At 73.4% G+C, this 21,979-nt stretch carries 16 protein-coding genes; 9 read left to right on the plus strand and 7 right to left on the minus strand.

Annotation, left to right across the window (positions count from 1 at the left end; all coding sequences use genetic code 11):
• Positions 1–65: 65 nt before the first annotated feature.
• Entirely contained in the window at positions 66–848 is a 783-nt protein-coding gene (locus ABD284_RS15150) for a polyprenol monophosphomannose synthase (RefSeq protein ID WP_344143687.1), read from the plus strand.
• Between the two features lie 120 nt (positions 849–968).
• Here ABD284_RS15150 and ABD284_RS15155 read toward each other — a convergent pair whose 3' ends face one another.
• The 4 genes from ABD284_RS15155 to ABD284_RS15170 form a co-directional block, all read right to left on the minus strand.
• The gene (locus ABD284_RS15155; RefSeq protein WP_344143690.1) at positions 969–1,745 is read right to left on the minus strand and encodes an FAD/NAD(P)-binding protein; all 777 of its coding nucleotides are present in this window, start codon (positions 1,743–1,745) and stop codon (positions 969–971) included.
• 10 nt (positions 1,746–1,755) lie between these two features.
• Positions 1,756–3,267 (minus strand): DHA2 family efflux MFS transporter permease subunit, encoded by a 1,512-nt coding sequence (locus tag ABD284_RS15160; RefSeq protein WP_344143692.1) that lies wholly within the window; start codon positions 3,265–3,267, stop codon positions 1,756–1,758.
• Positions 3,268–3,412: 145 nt separating this feature from the next.
• The gene (locus tag ABD284_RS15165; RefSeq protein WP_344143695.1) at positions 3,413–5,917 is read right to left on the minus strand and encodes an ABC transporter permease; all 2,505 of its coding nucleotides are present in this window, start codon (positions 5,915–5,917) and stop codon (positions 3,413–3,415) included.
• Positions 5,918–5,923: 6 nt separating this feature from the next.
• Positions 5,924–6,697, minus strand: a complete 774-nt coding sequence (locus ABD284_RS15170) for an ABC transporter ATP-binding protein (protein ID WP_344143697.1) — start codon at positions 6,695–6,697, stop codon at positions 5,924–5,926.
• Between the two features lie 398 nt (positions 6,698–7,095).
• On the opposite strand from ABD284_RS15170, the gene ABD284_RS15175 reads away from it, so the two are divergent.
• The 5 genes from ABD284_RS15175 to ABD284_RS15195 all read left to right on the plus strand — a co-directional run bounded on the left by ABD284_RS15175 (position 7,096) and on the right by ABD284_RS15195 (position 14,905).
• Positions 7,096–8,385, plus strand: coding sequence for a sensor histidine kinase (locus ABD284_RS15175; protein WP_344143700.1), 1,290 nt, complete (start codon positions 7,096–7,098; stop codon positions 8,383–8,385).
• Entirely contained in the window at positions 8,382–9,029 is a 648-nt protein-coding gene (locus tag ABD284_RS15180) for a response regulator (RefSeq protein ID WP_344143703.1), read from the plus strand. Before ABD284_RS15175 ends, ABD284_RS15180 begins: the two co-directional genes overlap by 4 nt.
• A 167-nt stretch (positions 9,030–9,196) precedes the next feature.
• Positions 9,197–9,841 (plus strand): TetR/AcrR family transcriptional regulator, encoded by a 645-nt coding sequence (locus ABD284_RS15185; protein ID WP_386699665.1) that lies wholly within the window; start codon positions 9,197–9,199, stop codon positions 9,839–9,841.
• A 210-nt stretch (positions 9,842–10,051) separates the two neighbouring features.
• A complete protein-coding gene (gene dnaE / locus ABD284_RS15190; protein ID WP_344143705.1) occupies positions 10,052–13,606 on the plus strand; it encodes a DNA polymerase III subunit alpha in 3,555 nt (1,184 codons plus the stop codon).
• Positions 13,607–13,873: 267 nt separating this feature from the next.
• The gene (locus tag ABD284_RS15195) at positions 13,874–14,905 is read left to right on the plus strand and encodes a phosphotransferase family protein (RefSeq protein ID WP_344143707.1); all 1,032 of its coding nucleotides are present in this window, start codon (positions 13,874–13,876) and stop codon (positions 14,903–14,905) included.
• On the opposite strand, the gene ABD284_RS15200 is transcribed toward ABD284_RS15195, so the two are convergent.
• The gene (locus tag ABD284_RS15200) at positions 14,883–15,902 is read right to left on the minus strand and encodes a glutathione S-transferase family protein (protein WP_344143709.1); all 1,020 of its coding nucleotides are present in this window, start codon (positions 15,900–15,902) and stop codon (positions 14,883–14,885) included. The genes ABD284_RS15195 and ABD284_RS15200 overlap by 23 nt on opposite strands.
• 295 nt (positions 15,903–16,197) lie before the next feature.
• Between ABD284_RS15200 and fabG the strand changes: the two genes are divergently transcribed.
• From fabG to ABD284_RS15215, 3 genes are all read left to right on the plus strand, one after another.
• The gene (gene fabG, locus ABD284_RS15205) at positions 16,198–16,902 is read left to right on the plus strand and encodes a 3-oxoacyl-[acyl-carrier-protein] reductase (protein ID WP_344143711.1); all 705 of its coding nucleotides are present in this window, start codon (positions 16,198–16,200) and stop codon (positions 16,900–16,902) included.
• Between the two features lie 114 nt (positions 16,903–17,016).
• A complete protein-coding gene (fabI, locus tag ABD284_RS15210; protein ID WP_344143713.1) occupies positions 17,017–17,781 on the plus strand; it encodes an enoyl-ACP reductase FabI in 765 nt (254 codons plus the stop codon).
• A 115-nt stretch (positions 17,782–17,896) separates the two neighbouring features.
• The gene (locus tag ABD284_RS15215; RefSeq protein ID WP_344143715.1) at positions 17,897–18,658 is read left to right on the plus strand and encodes an SDR family NAD(P)-dependent oxidoreductase; all 762 of its coding nucleotides are present in this window, start codon (positions 17,897–17,899) and stop codon (positions 18,656–18,658) included.
• A gap of 127 nt (positions 18,659–18,785) precedes the next feature.
• Here the strand turns inward: ABD284_RS15215 and ABD284_RS15220 are convergent, their stop codons facing one another.
• Together ABD284_RS15220 and ABD284_RS15225 are read right to left on the minus strand one after the other, a co-directional pair.
• A complete protein-coding gene (locus ABD284_RS15220; RefSeq protein ID WP_344143717.1) occupies positions 18,786–20,660 on the minus strand; it encodes a helix-hairpin-helix domain-containing protein in 1,875 nt (624 codons plus the stop codon).
• Between the two features lie 246 nt (positions 20,661–20,906).
• The gene (locus tag ABD284_RS15225) at positions 20,907–21,881 is read right to left on the minus strand and encodes an aldo/keto reductase (protein ID WP_344143719.1); all 975 of its coding nucleotides are present in this window, start codon (positions 21,879–21,881) and stop codon (positions 20,907–20,909) included.
• Positions 21,882–21,979 lie beyond the last annotated feature (98 nt).

Consider the following 21,979-nt stretch of genomic DNA (forward strand, 5'->3'; position numbering starts at 1 on the left):
CCGGGGGCGGGAGCGCCCTAGGCTGCCCGGTGAGCCCGAAGACCGCGGACCCCATTGGAGCGCCCATGCCGACCCCGGTGACCCTGCCCGATCCGTGGGCGCGGTCCGCGGTCAGCGTCGTCGTGCCCACCTACAACGAGGCCGACAACCTGCCCGTGCTGGCGCGGAGGCTGCTCGGCCTGGAGCTGCCCGAGCTGCGCCTGGTCGTGGTCGACGACGACTCCCCCGACGGCACCGGCAAGGTCGCCGAGGAGATCGCCGCCGAGTACAACACCCCCGGGCGCGAGCGCGTCGCCGTGGTGCACCGCACCGCCAAGGAGGGCCTGGGCCGCGCCTACGTGGCGGGGATGAGCCGGGCGCTGGACGACGGCGCCGAGTTCGTGGTGCAGATGGACGCCGACCTCAGCCACCCGCCCGGCTACGTCCCCCAGCTCCTGGGCACCGCACTCTCCACCGGAGCCGGCGTGGTGATCGGCAGCCGCTACGTGGCGGGCGGCAGCCTGTCGCAGGAGTGGCGGGCCCACCGGAGGCTGCTGAGCTCCTGGGCCAACTCCTACGTGAAGACGATCCTGGCCCTGCCGATCCGCGACGTCACCGCCGGGTTCAAGATCTGGCGGCGCGACGCGCTGGAGGCCGTGGACCTGGCGAGCGTCTCCAGCAGCGGTTACAGCTTCCAGGTCGAGATGCACTACCGCGCCTTCGCCCGCGGCCGGAAGATGGTGGAGATCCCCATCCACTTCGAGGACCGCCGCGAGGGCGTGAGCAAGATGGACCTCGCCGTGCAGATGGAGTCGGCCCTGCGCCCGTTCCGCCTCAAGGCCGCCGAGCGCCGCGACCGCGGGCGCTGAGCCCGCCGCGCCGCCCGCGCTCCCGGCGAGCGGCCGGTCGCGTCCTTCACCGGCCCGCCGGCCCTGCCCCGTCCCGGTGGGGCTTGGGGGCTTGGTCTGACGATCCCCGCCTCGCCGGTCTCAGCGGCGTCCCGGCGGGGTGCGCAGCACGGTGTCGGCGATGCGCTGGGCCAGCGCCTCGGCCTGCTCGCGGATGCGGGGCACGGTGGCGTCGGCCTCGCCGCGCCGCACCGCGCCGACGGCGAACAGGCGGTCCGCCTCACCCGCGGCCGTGGTCAGCGCTCCGCAGGCGCACACGGCCAGTCCGGCGCCCGCCGCGTCGGCCACGGGCGGCGGTGTGACGGCGGGGTCGCCCGTGGCCACCACGGCCGCCGTCGCCGCGACGCGCTCGCCCGAGGCCAGGCGCACCGCCGCGCCGCCGGAGTCGGCGCCGACCGCCACCGCGCGCGCCGCGCGGGTGTGCACCGACGCGTAGGGGGAGGCCCAGGCCGCCGTGGCCGCGAGGGTGTCGGCGAGGTAGTCGCCGTAGACCCCGCGGGGAAGCAGCGTCTCGGGCCCGCACACGGGTGACGCCAGCGCGGTTCCGCCCGCGTTCGGGTCGCCGCGCAGCCGGCCCGGGGTCCGGCCGGCCCGCGCCCACTCCATCAGGTGGCAGGGGCGGTCGGGCAGCGCGGACATGTGCTTGACGGGGATCTCCAGCAGGCACTCCCCGCCCGCGCCGTCGTAGGGCCGCCCGCGCGCGAACCGCCCGTACTCGTCGATCAGCAGGATGCGGTAGGCCAGGCGCAGCCACGTGGTGGCGCGCAGCAGCGCGATCGCGGCGAGGGCGGCCCCTGCTCCGCCGCCCACGAACGCGATGGCCGGCACGCCGCCGTGGTCGGCCGCGGCATCTCCCATGACTCCGACTCTAGGACGTCTCGCCGCCGCCGCGAAGGGGTTCGCCCGCCGACGAGCCCGGGCAGCCCGCCATCGGGGGTCCCGACACGCCGCAGAAGCTCCTCTCGGCGGCCGGTACCGACGGCCGGCTGCGCAGCAGGGCGAGCGCCAGCAGGCCCGCCAGCGCCGCGGCGGCGGCGATGATCAGCATGGCCGGGCCGAAGCCGCCGGAGATCCCCGCGGCGCCGCTGACGCCCGCGAGCACCGGAACCGCGGCCACGCCGATCAGCTGCGCGGTGCGCGCCAGCGTGTTGTTGACCCCGGAGGCCAGCCCCGCGTGGCGCTCGGCCGCCGACGCCAGCACCGTGGCGGTGAGCGGCGCAACCGCGGCCGACAGCCCCGCTCCCACGAGCAGCACGCCGGGCAGCACACCGGTGAGGTAGGAGGCGCCCGGCGCCAGCCGCGACAGCACCACCAGCCCCGCAGCCAGCACCAGGGGGCCGAAGCCGAGCTGCCAGCGCGGGCCGATGCGCTCGGCGAGGCGGCCGGACTGCCCCGACAGCGCCAGCATCAGCAGCGTGATCGGCAGCGACGCCGCACCCGCCTCCAGCGCGGAGTAGCCCAGCACCTCCTGCAGGTAGATGACCAGCAGGAACAGCAGGGGGCCGAGTGCTCCGTACATCAGCACGGTCACGGCGTTGGTGATCGTGAACCGGCTGGAGGCGAAGATGTCCAGCGGCAGCATGGGGTGCGAGCTGCGCAGCTCCACGGCGGCGAAGGCCGCCAGCGCCGCCGCGCCGGCTCCGGCGGCCGCGAGCACCCGCCAGTCGCCGGGCCCGGTCTCGCCCGCCGTGATCAGCGCGTAGGTCAGCGCGGCCAGCCCCACCATGCCCAGCAGCGCACCCGGGTAGTCCAGCCGCTCGGAGGCCTGCGGGTCACGGGACTCGGCCAGCCGGAAGCGGGCGATCAGCAGCACCACCGCCGCCAGGGGCAGGTTGATCAGAAAGATCAGCCGCCACGAGCCGAGGTCGACCAGCCAGCCGCCCGCGAACGGCCCGATCGCCGCGGCGACACCGGTCAGGCCCGACCACGCGCCGATGGCCCGCGCCCGGTCGCGCTTGCGGAAGCCCGCCTGCAGGATCGCCAGGCTGCCCGGGGTCAGCAGCGCGCCGCCCACCCCCTGCAGCACGCGGCCGGCGATCAGCCATTCCAGGGTCGTCGCCAGCGAGCACAGCGCCGAGGCCAGCGCGAACCACGCCACGCCCGCCGAGAACACCCGCACCCGGCCGAACCTGTCGCTGAGCGAGCCGCTGAGCAGGATCAGCGCCGACAACGTGACCATGTAGCCGTTGGCGGTCCACTGCAGGCCCGACACCCCGGCGTCCAGCTCGCCGCCGATGGCGGGCAGCGCCACGTTGACCACGGTGGAGTCCAGGAACGCCATGCCCGAGGCGAGCACGGTGGCGGTCAGCATCCACCGCGCGGCCGGCGTACCCCACGCCGCTCCGCCGTCCGGCGGCGCCGAGGATTCGGAGGCGCCCATGCCTTCCCCTTCCGACCGGTCGCGGCTGCCCCCCGCGGTGCAGGCGGCGGGCGGACCCCGCGGTCCGCCCGCCGCCACACTACGGCGCGCTCGGCGCGTTCCTCCGGCTCGGCGGGAGGTGTGTCGCCTCCGGCCGCGCACCGCCCTACTGGTCGGCCATGGCGGCGGTGATCGAGGTGCCCGCGGCCCGGCGCGAGGGCGACACCGAGGCCAGCAGCCCGGCCGCGACGGCCGCCCCGATGAAGGCGGCGATCTGCGCGACGGGCACGGTGAAGACCAGGTCCTCGAAGACCGCGGCCGAGGCGGCCCAACCGAAGAACACGCCCAGCCCGATGCCGACGAGCGCCCCGATCAGGCACATCAGCACCGCCTCCCAGACGAGCATCAGCCGCAGCTGCGCGCGCATGAGGCCCATGGCCCGAAGCAGCGCCGACTCGCGGGTGCGCTCCAGCACCGACAGCGCCAGCGTGTTGGCGATGCCGAACACCGCGATGACCACCGCCAGGCCGAGCATCGCCACGATCGCCAGGAACGCCGTGTCCAGCATGTCCTCGTACTGCTTGCGCTTCTGGGCGAGCGAGTCGACCTGGAGCGTGGGGTGGTCCTCCACCGCGGCGTAGACGGCGTCGCGCAGCTCCTTGGTGCCGACGCCCTCGGCACCGGTGACCCGGATCGCCTCGTCTCCCGTGTCCGGGAAGGCGGCGTCGAAGTCCTCGGGCGTCATCAGCACGCGCCACATGTTCGCCGAGTCGACGACGGCCGCGATCTCGAAGCTGCGTTCGCCTTCCTCGGTCTCCACCTTCACGGTGTCGCCGACGCCGCGGCCGGCGGCGTAGTCGGAGGGCACCGCGACGCTGCCCGGCCGCACGTCCGCCAGGTCGCCGGCCGCCGGCTTCTCGCCCCCGGCGGCCGCCCGCTCCAGCGGGGCGCCTGCGAGGGTGGTGTACCGCGTGGCGTCCGGGCCGGGACCGCCGCTCGCGCTGCGCTCGGCGACCACCTCGGCGGTCTCGGGAGCGTCGCGCAGGTCGCGGGCGACGTCCCGCGGGATGTTCGGGTCCTCCTCGGTGAACTGGCCCATGATCCGGTAGTCCATCGGGAACCGCTCGTCGAGCATGCCGTTCATCGTGGTCATCATCGAGGCGTTGACCACCGAGTAGCCGGTGATCAGCGTGGCGCCCACCGTCAGGGCGATCGTGGCCGTCGCCGCGCGCCGGGGGTTGCGCCCCGCGTTGTCGGCCGCCAGCGCACTGGCGACACCCAGCGTGCGCATCAGCGGCGACACCGTGCCCACGGCCATGCGCACCAGCAGCGGGCTGACGACCACGACGCCGACGAAGGCCACCATGCCCGCGCCGGCGACCATGTACAGAGCGTCGTTCGGGTCGTCGATGCCCCGGGCGAGGTACACCATCCCGGCCGAGGCGAGCAGCAGCACCGCGCCCGCCGCGGCCCGAAGGACGGCGACGCGCCTGCCCAGGCCTGTGGCCACGGCGCTGGTGCGCAGCGCGGTGAGCGGAGGTACGGACATCGCCCGCCGCGCCGGCAGCAGAGCCGAGAACAGGGTCGTCGCCGTCCCGACGGCCAGCCCGATCAGCACCGCACCCGGCTGGGCGACGACCGCTGTGCCGGAGGAGCCGGCGTTCAAGGCGTCGCCGCCGAGCTTGAAGCCGGCCGCACCCAGACCGATTCCCGCCAGCACGCCCACGGCGGAGGCCACCAGGCCCACGACCAGCGCCTCGGCCACCACCGAGGTGAAGACCTGGCGGCGCACCGCGCCCACACAGCGCAGCAGGGCCATCTCGCGCTGGCGCTGGGCCACCAGGATGGCGAAGGTGTTGTGGATGACGATGGCGGCCACCAAGACCGACACGAGCGCGAACAGCAGCAGCCCGGTGGCCATGACGTCGGCCTCCGCGCCCGCCTGCTCGGCCAGCCGCTCGCCCAGCTCCCGGCCGGTCAGCACCTGGGTGCCCGAGCCCGCGACGGCGTCGACGGCGTCGACGGCCCGCTGTGGCGGGACGCCCTCGGCGGCGACGGCGTCGATCTCGGCGAAGCCGTCGGCGCCGGTCATCTCGGCGGCGGTCTGCGGCGCGAAGGCGACCGCCCCGCGGTAGGAGACCTCGGCGGCGGTCCCGAAGTCGATCAGCCCGGTGACGGTGAACTCGCGCTTCTCGCCGTCGGGTCCCAGCACGGTCGCGGTATCGCCCACCTCGTAGCCGGTGGCGTCGGCGCTGACAGTGGCCAGCGCCGCCTCGCCGGGCCCGTCGGGCAGTCCGCCCTCGACGGCCGAGTAGCGGCTGAGGCCGCCCACCGACACCCCGAGAGTGGGCGCGCTGCCGACCGCGCGTCCCTTCTTGTCCAGCAGCGGGGCGTCGCCCATGGTGACGCCTGAGGCGCGGTCGATCTCGGGCAGATCGCGAACCTCGGCCAGTCGTTCGCGGGGGACGGTGCCGGTCAGCGCGTCTTCGGGCAGGACGACGGCGTCCATCTTCTGCGCCGAGCCCATCACCTGGGAGGCGAAGCTCTCACGCAGGGTGTCGGAGAAGACCAGGGTTCCCGAGACGAACATGACGCCCAGGGCGACGGCCAGTGCGGTCGTGACGAGCCGGCCCTTGTGCAGGCGCAGGCCGGCGAGTGTTGTGCGCAGCATCGCGGCTCAGGACTCCAGCTTCACGAGGCGGTCGAGGACGGTCTCGGCGGTGGGCCCGTACACCTCGTCGACCAGGCGCCCGTCGCGCAGGAACACGACCCGGTCGGCGTAGGAGGCTGCCACCGGGTCGTGGGTGACCATGATCACCGTCTGGCCCAGCTCGCGCGCCGAGTCGCGCAGGAACGCCAGCACGTCGGCGCCGGAGCGGGAGTCGAGGTTGCCGGTGGGCTCGTCGGCGTAGACGACCTCCGGGTCGCCCAGCAGCGCCCGGGCCACCGCGACCCGCTGCTGCTGGCCGCCCGACAGCGCCGAGGGCAGGTGGCCGAGGCGGTCGCCCAGCCCCACCACCTCGACGATGCGCCGGAAGCGCTCGGGATCGTGTTTGCGCTTGGCGATGCGGCCGGGCAGCAGGATGTTCTGCTCGGCGGTGAGCATCGGCAGCAGGTTGAACGACTGGAAGACGAACCCGATGCGGTCGCGGCGCAGCAGCGTCAACTGCTTGTCGCGCAGGCGGGTGATCTCGGTCCTTCCCAGGTGCACCGTTCCCGAGGAGACGGTGTCCAGGCCGGCCAGGCAGTGCATCAGGGTGGACTTGCCCGACCCCGACGGTCCCATGATCGCGGTGAACGCGCCGCGGGCGAAGTCGACGCTGACCCCGTCGAGCGCGTGCACGGCCGAATCGGCGCGGCCGTAGACCTTGGTCAGGTGGCGGGCGGCCACCACGGGCCGCGTGTCGGTGGTGTCGGGTGCGGGGGCGGCCGGGGCCGCGCTCTGGCTCACGTGGTTCTCCAGACTCGAAGACGGTATGACCGGGACCGGGTGACCGGACGACGGCACTGCTTGCCGGTGCGGCGCCGGGTGCGCGCCGGGGATTCGGTTTCCCGGCGCCGCATCCGGCAACGCTACGGCCGCCGGAGGCGGCGATTGCTCCGCCGCGGGGCCCAGATCGGCGGCGTGCGCAGACCGCCTTTCCGCGCGCCGCTCGGCCCTTCGGGCGGTCCCGGCACCGACTTTCGTCGGGGCGCCCGGGGGCGGAGCGGGCCCTCCGCGGCACGGGCGGCGGGCCGGCCGCCGCGCTGACCGGCGGCCGCGCCCGGGCACCGACCTTCGTCGGGGGAGGGTGCCCGACCGCAGGTCGGCGAACTGCGGCCGGTGCGGAGCGGCATAAACTCCGGCCCATGGCGGAGTATCGGTCAGCACCCCCGGCACGCGCTGCCGCGGCGCCGCAGGCCTCGCTGAGGGACCGGTGGTGGTCGCGTCGGCACCGCATCGCCGACTGGCTGCTGGCCGCCGCCGTCTTCCCCTGGACCGGACTGATGCTGGTGTCCGAACCGCACGGCCTGTCCGGCATCGCGGCGATGGCTGTGGCGGGCGGTGTCGCGCTGGTCGGCGACCTGGCTCCCTTCGCCGCTCTTCCTGCCGTCTGGGGGGCGCTGACCGTGTGCGCGGCGGTCTCGACCGTCGTGCTGTTCCGCCGTACCCGGCCCTCGATTCTGCTCGTCGCGGCGACGGCCGCGCTGCTCCTCTACGGCGACTTCAGCCTGGCCGCTCTCGGCCTGTTCACCTATGCGGGCTGGTTCGAGGACCGGCGGAGGCTTGCGCTGTGGGCCTTCTGGCTGTCGGTGTGCTTCCTGGCCGTGTACCGGTTTCTCGGTCCGATGGGCGGCTTGCAGGCCTACAGCGTGCTGATCATGGTCTACGGGCTGCCGCTGGCCGTGGGCCTGTGGATCGGCACGCGCCGCGTGCTCATCGCCAACCTGCGCGAGCGGGCCGAGCGCCTGGAGCACGAGCAGCACCTGCTCGCCGACCAGGCGATCACCGCCGAGCGCACCCGCATCGCCCGCGAGATGCACGACGTGGTCGCCCACCGGGTGAGCCTGATGGTGCTGCACGCCGGCGGGCTGGAGGTCTCGGCGCCCGACGAGCGCACGGCCCAGAGCGCGGCGCTGATCCGCAGCACCGGCCGGGACGCGCTTGCCGAACTCCGTGAGATCCTGGGCGTGCTGCGAGACGCCCCCGAGGCGGACTCAGCCCCGACCGCGCCCCAGCCGGTGCTGGCGGACATCGACCGCCTCGTCGAGGAATGGCGCGCCGCGGGGATGCCCGTGCACCGAAGCGCCGAGGGCATCCCGGTGGAGGTGCCGGCCCACACCCAGCGCACCGCCTACCGCACCGTGCAGGAGGCGCTGACCAACGCCGCCAAGCACGCCCCCGGCGCCGCCGTGCGCGTGCACCTGCATTACCGCACCGAAAGCCTGGAGATCACCGTGGAGAACGCCGCGCCGCCCCCCGCCACCGCCGAGGCCCCGCCCTCCAGCGGCTACGGGCTCGCCGGTCTGCGCGAACGCGTCGTGCTGGCCGGGGGCGAGCTGCGTGCGGGGCCGCTGCCCGGCGGCGGGTGGCGCCTGGGCGCCGTGCTGCCGGCGGCGCGCGCCGACCGCGCCGGCCTGCGGGAGGCGGCGGAATGATCCGCACCGCGCTGGTCGACGACGAGCGGCTGGTGCGCTCGGGGCTGCGGATGATCCTCGACACCGCCGAGGACATCGAGGTCGTCGGCGAGGCCGGCGACGGCGACGAGGCGCTGGACCTGGCCGCGCGGCTGGAGCCCGACGTGGTGCTGCTCGACATCCGCATGCCCGGCACCGACGGGCTCACCGCCGCCGCGATGATGGCCGACCTGCCCCGCCCGCCCAAGGTCGTCCTGCTGACCACCTTCGACCTCGACGAGTACGTGCACCGCGCACTGCGCGCCGGCGCGGTGGGGTTCCTGCTCAAGGACACGCCGCCGCGCGACCTCATCGGTGCTGTGCGCACCATCGACGAGGGCAACGCGATGCTGGCGCCCAGCATCACCAAGCGGATGCTGGAGCGGTTCACCGTCCCGGCCGCCGGCACCGGCGCCGAGGCAGCCCGGCGGCTGCAGGTGCTCAGCGACCGCGAGCGCGACGTGCTGGTCGCCGTCGCCCAGGGCATGTCCAACGCCGAGGCCGGGCGCAGCCTGGGCATGCGCGAGGCGACGGTCAAGGCCCACGTCAGCAGCATCCTGTCCAAGCTCGGCATGGGCAACCGGGTGCAGGCGGCGATTCTCGCCCACGACGCCGGGTGGGCCTGAGCCCTGCCGGCCCTCTCCGCGGCCGTGCGGGGAGCGGCCCGCCCGCGTGCGGCCGCAGCGGCCACACACGGCCGGTGTGCGTCTATTGTGTGGTGGTGTTCCGCCCGCGGCCCAGGGGAGGCCGGCGGGCGCTCAGAATGATCGCAGTCTGTGAGAAGGGGCGTGACGTGGCCGTTCGCACCCACGGGGGCACGGGGATGCCGGCCGTGACCTCCGCCGAGTCCGCCGAGTCCTCGGTACCGCGGCGGCTGCTGGCCGTGGCGACCCGCCTGTTCGCCGAGAAGGGTTTCGACCGGACCTCGGTGCAGGAGATCGTCGCCGCCGCCGACGTCACCAAGGGGGCGATGTACCACTACTTCGACTCCAAGGACGACCTGCTCACCGAGATCTACGCCCGCGTGCTGCGCCTGCAGATGTCGCGGCTCACCGAGATCGCCCGCCAGGAGGGGCCGGTGGCCGAACGCGTCGAGCGCGCCGCCGCCGACGTCGTGGTCAGCACCATCGACAACCTGGACGACGCGACGATCTCGTTCCGTTCCCTGCACCAGCTCCGACCCGAGAAGCAGCGCGAGGTGCGCGACGAGCGCCGCCGGTACCACGAGCTGTTCCGCTCGCTGGTCGTCGAGGGCCAGAACCAGGGCGTCTTCACCGACCGCGTACCCGCCGACATCGTGGTCGACTTCTACTTCGGCAGCGTTCATCACCTCAGCACCTGGTACCACCCCGATGGCGCGCTGAGCCCCCGCGAGATCGGGGCGTACTACGCCCGGCTCCTGCTGGACGCTCTGCGCCCGGCACCGGCCCACCGCTGAGCGCGGGCCCTTGCGCCGACCCGCGCCGCGGCGCGGGTGCGCGGTCCCGCCTGCGGCGCCGCGCAGCGGCGGGGCGCGGGCAAACGGGCGGTGCGGGGGTGTGTCCACAGGCACGGGTGTTGTGGTGGTGGCGGCCCGTGCGGCGGGACTAGTCTCAGGTGGCACACGATTCCCGCCAGTGCTGTTCTTTGCTAAGAGGTTCGAACGACCGTGGCTGACCCCTTCGTCCACCTGCACGTCCACACCGAGTACTCGATGCTGGACGGCGCCGCCAAGCTGAAACCGCTGTTCGCCGAGGCGGCTCGGCTCCAGATGCCCGCCGTGGCCATGACCGACCACGGCAACATGTTCGGCGCCTACGAGTTCTGGCAGCAAGCCAAGGGCTCGGGAGTCAAGCCGATCATCGGCATCGAGGCCTACGTCGCCCCGGAGTCGCGGTTCCACAAGAAGCGGGTGCGCTGGGGCCGCGGCGACTCCGACGAGAACACCGAGGGCGGCAAGGACATCTCCGGCGGCGGCCGCTACCTGCACATGACCATGTGGGCGCGCAACGCCGCCGGCCTGCGCAACCTGTTCCGCATGTCGTCGCTGGCCAGCATCGAGGGCTACTACGGCAAGCCCCGCATGGACCTGGAGCTCATGAGCCGCCACTCCGAGGGCATCATGGTCTCCACCGGCTGCCCCTCGGGCGGCGTGCAGACCCGCCTGCGCCTGGGCCAGGAGAAGGAGGCCATCGACTACGCCGCAAAGCTCCAGGACATCTTCGGCAAGGACAGCGTCTTCCTGGAGCTGATGGACCACGGCATCAGCATCGAGCGCGAGGTCCGCGACGGCCTGCTCAAGGTCGGCCGCGAGCTGGGCCTGCCGCCGCTGGTGACCAACGACTCCCACTATGTCACCCAGGACCAGGCCCAGGACCACGACGCCCTGCTCGCCGTGGGCGTGGGCAAGAACCTCGACGACCCCGCCCGGTTCCGCTTCAACGGCGACGGCTACTACATCAAGTCCGCCGAGGAGATGCGCGCCCTGGTCAGCCTGGACGAATGGGCCCAGGGCTGCCGCAACACCCTGCTGGTCGCCGAGAGCGTCGAGGACGGCGCCTTCGACGAGGTCTTCGCCGAGCGCGACCTGATGCCCAAGTTCGACGTCCCCGAGGGCGAGACCCAGGCGTCGTGGCTGCGCAAGGAGATCGACCGGCTCACGCCCACCCGCTACCCCGGCGGCCCCGGCCAGGCGGTGCGCGAGCGCATCGACCGCGAGCTGGACATCATCAACGAGATGGGCTTCCCGGCCTACTTCCTGGTGGTCTCCGACATCTGCCAGTACGCCCGCAGGAACGGCATCGCGCTCGGGCCGGGGCGCGGCTCGGCCGCCGGGTCGATGATCGCCTACGTGCTCGGCATCACCGACCTCGATCCGCTCGAACACGGACTGCTGTTCGAGCGCTTCCTCAACCCCGAGCGCGTCACCATGCCCGACATCGACCTCGACTTCGACGAGCGTCGGCGCGGGGAGATGATCGAGTACGTCACCGAGCTCTACGGCGAGGAGCGCGTCGCCCAGATCCTGACCTTCGGCACCATCAAGGCCAAGGCCGCCGTCAAGGACTCCACCCGCATCCACGGCTTGCCCTACGCGCTGGGCGACCAGATCACCAAGGCGTTCCCGCCGCCGGTGGGCGGCAAGGAGATCTCGCTGACCGAGGTCGACGACGAATCCGCCGAGCGGTACGCCGAGGCCGTCGAGCTGCGCACCCTCATGGAGAAGGACCCGCAGATCAAGAAGGTCATGGAGACCGCTCGCGGTATCGAGGGCCTCACCCGCGGCACCGGTGTGCACGCCGCGGGCGTCATCCTCTCGGCCGAGCCGCTCCTGGACGTGGTGCCGCTGCACAAGCGCGACGCCGACGGCGCCATCATCACGGGGTTCCCCTTCCCTCAGTGCGAGGAGATGGGCCTGCTGAAGATGGACTTCCTGGGCCTGCGCAACCTCACGATCATCGACGACGCCATTCAGAACGTGAAGTCCAACGAGGGCGTCGACATCGACTGGTCCCAGGTCGGCTTCGACGACGCCAAGACCTACGAGCTGCTGGCGCGCGGCGACACCCTGGGCGTGTTCCAGCTCGACGGCACGGCCATGCGGGCGCTGCTGCGGCGGATGCAGCCCACCCAGTTCTCCGACATCGTGGCCGTCAACGCCCTGTACCGGCCCGGGCCCATGGCGGCCAACGCGCACAACGACTACGCCGACCGCTCGAACGGGCGCCAGGACATCACCTCCATCCACCCCGAGCTCTACGACGCGCTGGACCCGATCCTGTCCGAGACCTACCACGTGCTGGTCTACCAGGAGCAGATCATGGCCATCGCCCAGCAGATGGCGGGCTACTCGCTGGGCGGCGCCGACCTCATGCGCCGGGCCATGGGCAAGAAGAAGAAGGAGGCCCTGGAGAAGGAGTACACCAAGTTCAACGCCGGCATGCTGGAGCGCGGGTTCTCCCAGAAGGCCGTCGACACGCTCTGGGAGGTCATGCTCCCCTTCTCCGGCTACGCCTTCAACAAGTCGCACGCGGCCGGCTACGCGATCCTGTCCTTCCGCACCGCCTACCTCAAGGCCAACCACCCCGCCTCCTACATGGCGGCGCTGCTGACCTCGGTCAGCGGCGACAAGGACAAGATGGCGGTCTACCTGGCCGAGTGCCGCAAGATGGGCATCCAGGTGCTGCCCCCCGACGTCAACGAGTCGGGACTGCGATTCTCCGCGGTCGGCGCCGACATCCGCTTCGGCATGGGTGCGGTGCGCAACGTCGGCGCCAACGTCGTCGAGTCGGTCATGAACACGCGCAGGGCTAAGGGCGAGTTCACCTCCTTCGTCGACTTCGTCTCCAAGATCGAGCTGGCCGCGTGCAACAAGCGCGTGGTGGAGTCCCTGGTCAAGGCCGGGGCCTTCGACGGCTTCGGCCAGCCCCGCATGGACCTGTTCAACCACCACGAGCACGCCGTCGACGCGATGATCTCGGCCAAGAAGCAGGAGGCCCACGGCCAGTTCGACCTGTTCGGCGGCGCCGAGGAGGCCGAGTCCGCGCCCATCGGGCTCGACATCAACTGGACCGACCAGGAGTGGGACCGCAAGACCAAGCTCGCCTTCGAGCGCGAGATGCTGGGGCTCTACGTCTCCAGCCATCCGCTCGCCGGAGCCGAGCGCATCCTGGCCCGCTCCAGCGACGTCTCCATCCTCGACATCAACAACGGCGAGCGCCGCGACCGCGCCGACGTGCAGGTGGCGGGACTCATCTCCGCGGTGGAGCGCCGGGTCAGCAAGCAGTCCGGCAACCCCTGGGCCAAGGTCACCATCGAGGACCTCGACGCCAGCATCGACGTGCTGTTCTTCGCCGAGGCCTACACCCTCTACTCCGAGGTGCTGACCGAGGACACCGCCGTCTCGGTCAAGGGCCGGGTCAAGGAGCGCGAGGGCGAGTACTCCATCCAGGCGTTCGAGCTGACGCCGCTGGACATCAGCCACGTCGCCGAGGGGCCGCCGCCCATGCTGCTGACCGTGCAGGAGCAGCGGCTGACCGCCGAGCTGGTCGAGGAGCTCAAGCACGTGCTCAAGGCCAACCGCGGCGAGACCCCGCTGACCATCCGGGTCGACCACCCGGTCAAGTCGCGGGTCTACGACCTACCCGGCTACCCGGTGCGGGTGGGCCCCGAGCTCGCCGGCGACCTGAAGTCGCTGCTGGGCGCCGACTCGGTCACCTACTAGCCGCGACCGGCCCCGGCGGCCTCCTCAGGCCGCCGGGGCCGCGCAACCTCCGCGTCGCCGCTCGCCCCGCTTCCGCCCGGGGCGCCGACGGCGCGACGCCGGTACCGGCGGTAGCGAGGTGGACCGGATCCGGCGGATACCGACCAGATGGTATGTTGGCCCACAGTCGAGGCGAAGAGCAGGCGGCCGCGGCCGCGCGGCCCGCTCCGATGCGAGGCGGGGCCGCTCGGGCGCCGACCGCCGGGCGAGCAGAGCGTGGGAGAGCGCATGGGCGAGACAGGTGTGGCGAATCCGCCGGGACTGGATCTGCGGCGGCTGGGGGAGTACCTGGAGCAGGCGCGCCCCGGCATGCTCTCCGGTCCCCTCGCGGGCGAGGTCATCGCCGGCGGGCGCTCCAACCTCACCTACAGCGTCACCGACGGCGGCGGACGCTGGGTCGTGCGCCGGCCGCCGCTGGGGCACGTGCTGCCGACCGCCCACGACATGGGCCGCGAGCACCGTGTCGTCAGCGCCCTCGCCGACACCCCCGTCCCGGTGCCGCGCACGGTGCTGCTGTGCCAGGACACCGAGGTGATCGGGGCTCCCTTCTACGTCATGGAGTACGTCGAGGGCGTGCCCTACCGCAGCGCCGAGCAGCTCGACGCGCTCGGGCCCGTGCGCACCGGCGCCATCGCCGCGTCGATGATCGACACCCTGGTGGACCTGCACGCCGTCGACCCCGCGAGCGCGGGGCTGGCCGACTTCGGGCGGCCCGAAGGGTTCCTGGAGCGGCAGCTGCGCCGCTGGAGGAAGCAGCTGGAGGCCTCGCGCAGCCGCGAGCTGCCCGGCATCGACAAGCTGCACGAGCGCCTGGGCGCCGAGGTCCCGGACTCGCCCGAGCCGACGGTCGTGCACGGCGACTACCGCCTGGACAACCTGCTCGTGGACGCCGACGACGAGATCACCGCCGTGCTGGACTGGGAGATGTCCACACTCGGCGACCCGCTGACCGACCTGGCGCTGATCATCACCTACAGCAGCGCCGCCCTGGCCGGCAGCAGCATGGTCAGCAACGCCCACACCGCCGAGGGATACCCCGACGCCGACGAGATCATCGCGCGCTACGCCGAGCGGTCGGGCCGCGACGTCTCGTCCCTCGACTGGTACGTGGGCCTGGCCTTCTTCAAGCTCGCGGTGATCCTGGAGGGTATCCACTACCGCCACAGCAAGGGCCAGACGGTCGGCGACGACTTCGACCGGATCGGCGACGTGGTGCCGTACCTGGTCGACGGCGGGCTCAGGTACCTCGACGGGGCCTGAGCACCGGCGTGCCGGGCCCGCCGCTGCTCAGCCGGGCCCGGTCGTGCGGCGCGTCGAGGTCCAGCTCGGGCCCGGCGGGGACGATGCGCCTGGGGTTCAGCGCCCCGTGGGTGAGGTAGTAGTGGCGCCGGATGTGGTCGAGATCGGTGGACCTGCGGAAGGCCGTCAGCGAGTAGAGGTCGCGGGTGTACCCCCACAGGTGGGGGTAGTCCACCAGTCGGCGGATGTTGGTCTTGAAGTGGGTCTGGTAGACGGGGTCGAAGCGGATCAGGGTCACCCACAGCCGGACGTCGGCCTCGGTGATGTGGTCGCCGGTGAGGAAGCGCCGGGTGGCCAGCCGGTTTTCCAGCTCGTCCAGCGCCTCGAACAGCTCGCCCACGGCCGCGTCGTAGGCCTGCTGGTCGGGCGCGAACCCGCAGCGGTAGACCCCGTTGTTCACGGCGGGGTAGATGCGGGCGTCCAGCGCGTCGATCTCCGCGCGCAGGTCCGCCGGGTAGAGCTCGACGTCGTGCGTGGCCCAGGCGTTGAAGCAGGTGTCGAGGTCGACGGTGATGTCGGGGAAGTTGTTGCTGACGATGCGCCGGGTGGCGGTGTCCCACAGCACCGGGACCGAGATGTGGCCGTCGAAGCCGGGCTCGGTGGCCTCATAGGCCTCGCGCAGCAGCGTGAAGTGCCCCACCGTGTCGGGGCCGTGACCGCGCCCTTCGCGGAAGGCCCAGCCGCGGCCGTCGCGCACGGGGTCGACGATCCCCACCGAGACCGCGTTCTCCAGCCCCTTGAGCTTGCGCACGATCAGGCTCCGGGTGGCCCACGGGCAGGCGTAGGAGGCGTAGATGTGGTACCGCCCCGCCTCCGCGGGGAACTCCCTGCCGCCGATGCGGCCCCGGAACGGGTAGGCGGGGCGCTGGAACGACGCGCCCGCAGGCGTGGTCATCCGGTCCCCGTAGTCGCCGTAGAACGCGAAGTCGACGGGTGTGGCGACGATGGCGGTGCGCACGGTGGGCCTCCCGGTGCGAACGACGGCTCCGGCGCGGTCCGGCCGCGCGGGCGCGTACGTACTCCTGCATACCCGTACCCCGCCGCCACCGGTGCTGCACGCCGCCCGAAACGCCGGGAACGCCCCGCCGGCACCGGATCCCGGGGCGGCGGCACCCGACGGGTGTGCGGATACGCACGTCGCAAGGGTCGGGCGCCGCGGGCCTCGGTTCCACTTACCACCGGGTAGCTCGATACGCTGCTCTCAATTCCGTCCATGGTCGCGAAGCGCCGTCCGGCGCGCAGAGGAGCACGAAATGTCCCGATCGGCACTGGTCACCGGCGGAAACCGCGGAATCGGCCGGAGAATCGCCGGCGAACTCGCCGCGGCCGGGGACCAGGTCGCGGTGACCTACCGCTCCGGCGAGCCCCCCGAAGGGCTGCTGGGAGTCACCTGCGACATCACCGACACGGCCCAGGTCGACGCCGCGTTCAAGCGCGTCGAGGAGGAGCAGGGGCCGGTCGAGGTGCTGGTCGCCAACGCCGGCATCACCAAGGACAACCTCCTGGCCATGATGACCGAGGACGAGTTCTCGTCGGTCCTGGACACCAACCTCACCGGCGCCTTCCGGGTCGCCAAGCGGGCCGCGCGCGGCATGATCCGCCGCCGCAGCGGCCGCATCGTGCTGATCTCCTCGGTCGTGGGCCTGATGGGCTCCGGCGGCCAGACCAACTACGCCGCGTCCAAGGCCGGGTTGGTCGGCTTCGCCCGCTCTCTCGCCCGCGAGCTGGGCTCGCGCGGCATCACCGTCAACGTGGTCGCCCCCGGATTCATCGAGACCGACATGACCGCCGCGCTGTCCGAGGAGCGCCAGGCCGAGATCAAGAGGAACGTCCCGCTGGGGCGCTTCGGCTCGGCCGACGAGATCGCCAAGACGGTGCGGTTCCTGACCGGCGAGGACGCCGCCTACATCACCGGAGCCGTGATCCCGGTCGACGGCGGACTGGGCATGGGCCACTGACGGACCGGCGACGGCCCGTACGCCCCACGCACACACCCCCGCACACACCCCCCGCGAACGCGCCCCCCGAACCCGGGTACCACCGACCACACGAGAACAGAACGGCAGGCTTGAATGGGACTCCTAGAGGGCAAGCGCATCCTCGTCACCGGGGTGATCACCGACAGCTCGATCGCCTACCACGTCGCCCGCATGTGCCAGGAGCAGGGTGCAACCGTCCTCCTGACCGGGTACGGCCGGCTCTCCCTCGTCGAGCGGATCGCTCAGCGCCTGCCTGAAGCGCCGCCCGTGCTGGAGCTCGACGTGACCGACGACGAGGACCTCTCCAGCCTCGCCGACCGCATCCGCGAGCACGTCGACGGCATCGACGGCATCGTGCACTCGATCGGCTTCACCCCCCAGGAGGCGCTCGGCGGCAACTTCCTCAACACCTCCTGGCAGGACGTCGCCACCGCGATGCACACCTCCACCTTCTCGCTCAAGTCGCTGTCGACGGCGGTGCTGCCGCTGATGAAGGACGGCGGTTCCATCGTCGCCATGGACTTCGAGAACGAGGTCACGTTCCCGGTCTACGACTGGATGGGCGTGGCCAAGGCCGGGCTCGCGTCCACGGCCCGCTACCTCGCCCGCTACCTCGGCGAACACGGCGTCCGGGTGAACCTGGTGTCGGCCGGGCCGCTGCGCACCATGGCCGCCCGCTCCATCCCCGGCTTCGCCGAGCTGGCCGACTCCTGGCCGGCGCGCGCGCCTCTGGGCTGGGACACCAACAACCCGGAGCCGGCCGCGCGCGCGGTGGTCGCGCTGCTGTCGGACTGGTTCCCCGCCACGACCGGCGAAACCGTGCACGTCGACGGCGGATTCCACTCCACCGGCGCGTAGACTTCCCCCCGCCGAACGACGCGGATCGCGGGCGCCCCTCCACCGAAGGGGGCGCCCGCGTTCGCGTTCGCACGGCCGAACAGCCACGCCAGCGAACGAGGAAGGGACCGCCACCATGGATCTCGGACTGCACGGCGCTCGGGTCGTCGTCACGGGCGCCAGCCGCGGCATCGGCCGCGCCATCGCCCAGACCTTCGCCGAGGAGGGGGCCGACCTGGCGATCTGCGCCCGGACGGCCGAGCCGCTGCAGCGTGCCGCCGAACAGCTGCGCACGGGCGGACGCACCGTGGTGGAGCAGGCGCTGGACGTCGCCGACGGCGAGGCGCTGCGCGGGTTCGTCGACGCGGCCGCCGAGCAGCTGGGCGGCATCGACGTCCTGGTCTCCAACGTCTCCGGCGGCAGCGCGGCCACCCCCGAACAGTGGGAGCGCGGCTTCGCCACCGACGTCATGCCCTTCGTGAACCTGGCCGAGCACGCCCGGCCGCACCTCGCGGCCTCCGAGCGCGGCGGGTCGGTCGTGCTCGTCTCCTCCACCTCGGCGCTGCACACCACCCCGCCCGCCGGCCCCACCGCCTACGGCGCGGTGAAGGCGGCGCTCAACCACCACGCGGCCGCGCTCGGGCACCGGCTGCCCGCAGAGGGAGTGCGCGTGAACACCGTCTCGCCCGGCCCCATCGAGTTCGAGGGCGGTGGTTGGGCCCGCCGGCGCGGCTCCGACCCCGACTTCTACGCCGGCATCCGCGACCGCATCCCCGTGGGCCGCCTCGGCCGCCCCGAGGAGGTCGCCCGCGCCGTCGCCTTCCTCGCCGGCCCGGCGGCGTCCTTCATCACGGGGGCCAACCTGGTCGTGGACGGCGGATTCGTCGACCGGGTCTGAAGAGGGCCGAACGCGCCTGGGCGGCGACGACCGGGCAGAGGCGCGCCCGGCCGCGGGAGCGCGGCTGCGGCCGGGCGCGCGCGGGCCTGGCCCGGACGAGGGGCGGCGGGGCCCGGAGCCGGGGCGTTCAGCCTTCGCGCAGCACCTGCGCCAGGCGGGTGTGGCGCGGCAGCGCCGCCTTCTCGCGCACCGCCTCGGCCAGCGCGGGGCCGGCGGCCTGCACGATCGAGAGGTGGCGCTGCGCCGCCGTCACCGCCGTGTAGACCTGGGGCCGCGACGCCCGCGTCTCCGGCGGGAACACCGCGACGACCGCGGGCCACCGGCTGCCGTGCGCGGCCGCGACGGTCACGGCCCAGCCGGGGCGCAGGTGCGCGGGATCGGCCACCGGGCACAGCGCGCCGCCGGGCAGCTCGACGGCCAGGGCCGGGCGGCTGTCGCCGGCGGATTCCCCGCCGTCCTCGCCGACGTGCAGGTAGCCGACGTCGCCTGCGGTATAGCCCGGCCCGTCGGCGGTGACGAGCACCCGGTCACCGGCGTCCAGCCCGCCGTGGGCGCCGGGCCCGGGGTTGAAGCGCTCCTTGCACGCCGTGTTCAGCGCGTCGGCGCCGGCCTCTCCGCCCCGGGTGGCGGTGACAATCTGCACCCGCTCGGGCGGGATCTCCAAGGCGCGGGGGATCGAGTCGGTGATGAGCTGTACCGCGCGGTGGGCGGCGGCCGAGGCGGAGTCGGCCGGTACGACCACCACCTCGCGCCCCGGCGAGGATGCCTCTTCAAGTTCGCCGTCGGCCACGCCCGCCGCCGTGCGCGCGATCGGGCCGGAGTCCGGGTCCTCCGGAAGTCCGGCGACGTGCACGGTACGCGACGACGCCAAGTCGGCCGCGACGTTGCCGGGCGCCGCCGAAGGCGCCTGCGCGCGGTCGGCCAGCAGCACGAGGTGCGTGCCGTCGGCGCAGGCGTCGACCAGGGCGGCCGCGCGCTCCACGTCCAGCCACATCGCGCCGGCCACCACCACGAGTCCCGCCTCGATCGGCCGCTCGGAGCCGCGCCCGTGCACGCCGCGGGCGCGGGTTTCGAGCAGGGTCGCGAGCGGCACGGCGGACGCGCTGTCACCGGCGCCGAGTCCGGCGAGCGCGGCGTTCAGCTCGGCGGCGGCCTGGGCGGTGGGCGCGGCCACCGCGATGCCGACCTCGCTGTCGGCGGCGATGGCGGCGGCGCAGGCGATGGTGTGGGCGACGGCGGCGCGGGCGCCCGCACCGTGTTCGAGCACGCAGACCCCGCGCAGCGCCACGGTCACCAGCGCCGCGGCGGTGCGCGGGTCGACCGGTGCGCCGAGGCGCTCGGCAGTGGCCTCGACGGTCTCGGCGGCGGTGGCGGAGTCCATGATCGGCTCGCTGGTGCCGGCGAGCCGGACCAGGCCCTCGCCCAGGTCCTGTTCGGCCAGGCCCAGGCGGGTGAGGGCGTACCAGCGGTCGGGGTCGGGCATCTCGCCCGGGTCGCCTTCGTCGAAGTCGTCGTCGGGCTCGTCGAACATCTCGAAGAGCATGACGTCGCCCGCGTCCAGCGCCGCGTTCACCGCCGGCTCCACCGATCGGACCCCCGCCGAGCGCAGCGCGCCGGCGAGGTGCTGCTCCTCCAGCGCCGTGTGGCCTTCGCGCGCCGCCCGGCGCAGCAGGTGCGCGGCCAGCGCACGCCCGCGCCGCGGGTCGTCGGGTGAGGCCTCCTCACCCAGCGCGCGCCGCGCGCAGAAATCGGCCTGCTTCGGGGTAACCCCGCTGACGGACAGCAGCCGCCAGGGGTCGGCGGAGACCTCGGCGCCGGCGTCGGGGCCCAGCGCCGCCACCAGGGGACCGGCGAGCGCGGCGGGCGCTCCCATCCGCTCCAGCGCCGCCCGGGCCCGGTCGACGGGTTCCCCGCCGGGGGTCCCCGCTGCACCCGGCCCGCCTGCGGCGCCCTGCGGTGTCGGCACCGGCGTGGGCGCCTCGGATCCGGGGGTGGCGGACATGGTGAACGGTCCTCTCCGACGGTGGTCTGTGTCCCTCGGAGCTTAGCGACCCCCGCGGACCCTCGGTCGCCGATACCCACAGCCCCGGATCGCGCCCGGGGCCCGCACGATCACCCCGATCGCCTCCAGGCAGGGGGCCGGACGGTGCCGGGGCGCAGGGCCGAGCGCAGTCGTCTCTGCTGTTCACGGGGCCGGTGACCGCAGGCGGTCGGCGAACCGCCGTCAGCGCGGCCGCGCCTCAGCGCCTCAGCGCGGGGACGACTCCGGTCGGGGCGCCGACGAGGCGTCGTCCAGCGCGTCGCGGATCTCCCGGGGCAGCTCCACGCTCTCCATGGACAGGATCTCCTCCAGCTGGGCGGTCGTGCGCGGGCCCACCGCGGCGGCCGACACGCCCTCGCGGTCGCGGACCCAGCTCAAGGCAACGGCCAGCGGGGAGACGCCCAGCCCTTCGGCGGCCGTGCAGACCGATTCGACGATGCGCCTGCTGCGCTCGTCCAGGTACGGCTCGACATAGGCGGCCATGTGCTGGCGGGCCGCCCGGGACTCGCCGGGGACTCCGTTGCGATACTGGGCGCTGAGCACCCCGCGGCCCAGCGGGGACCAGGCGACCAGGCCCGCGCCGTGCGCATGCAGGGCCGGCAGCAGGTCCTGCTCCGGAGCGCGGTTGAGCAGGGAGTACTCGCAGCCGGCCGCGACGATCGGGGCGCCCGCGAACCGGGTGGCCGCCCGCTGCCAGGCGGAGTAGGTGGCGAACTGCCAGGCGGAGAAGTCGCCGGTGGCGGCATAGCGCACCTTGCCCGCGCGCTGGGCCGCCTCCAGCGCGGACAGGGTCTCCTCGACCGGGGTGTCGGGGTCGCGCACGTGCAGGTGCCACAGGTCGACGTGGTCGGTGCGCAGCCGGCGCAGCGACGCGTCCAGCGCGGCGAGCAGGTGGCGGCGCGACAGGTCGCAGGGCCGAAAGCCCTGCGGGGTGTGCCCCGACTTGGTGGCGATGATCACATCGTCGCGACGCACGACCCCGCTCACCAGCCGCCCGACGATGCGCTCGCTCTGGCCGCCGCCGTAGATGTCGGCTGTGTCGATCAGCGTGCCGCCGGCGTCCACAAACGCGGTGAGCTGATCGGCGGCGTCCTCTTCCTGGGTGTCCTTTCCCCAGGTCATCGTGCCCAGGGCCGTGCGGGAGACCCACAGCCCCGATCCGCCCACCTGTCGCTGTTCCATGGCGCGGAGATTACCGCGTACCGCCGTCAGTGACTCTGGGCCGCTCCGGTGGATTCCGAGGTCACGCAAAGTCACGGCGGTGCGGGCGGCGCTCGGAT

This window comes from Streptomonospora arabica (genome assembly GCF_039531585.1).
Lineage (GTDB): Bacteria > Actinomycetota > Actinomycetes > Streptosporangiales > Streptosporangiaceae > Streptomonospora > Streptomonospora halophila.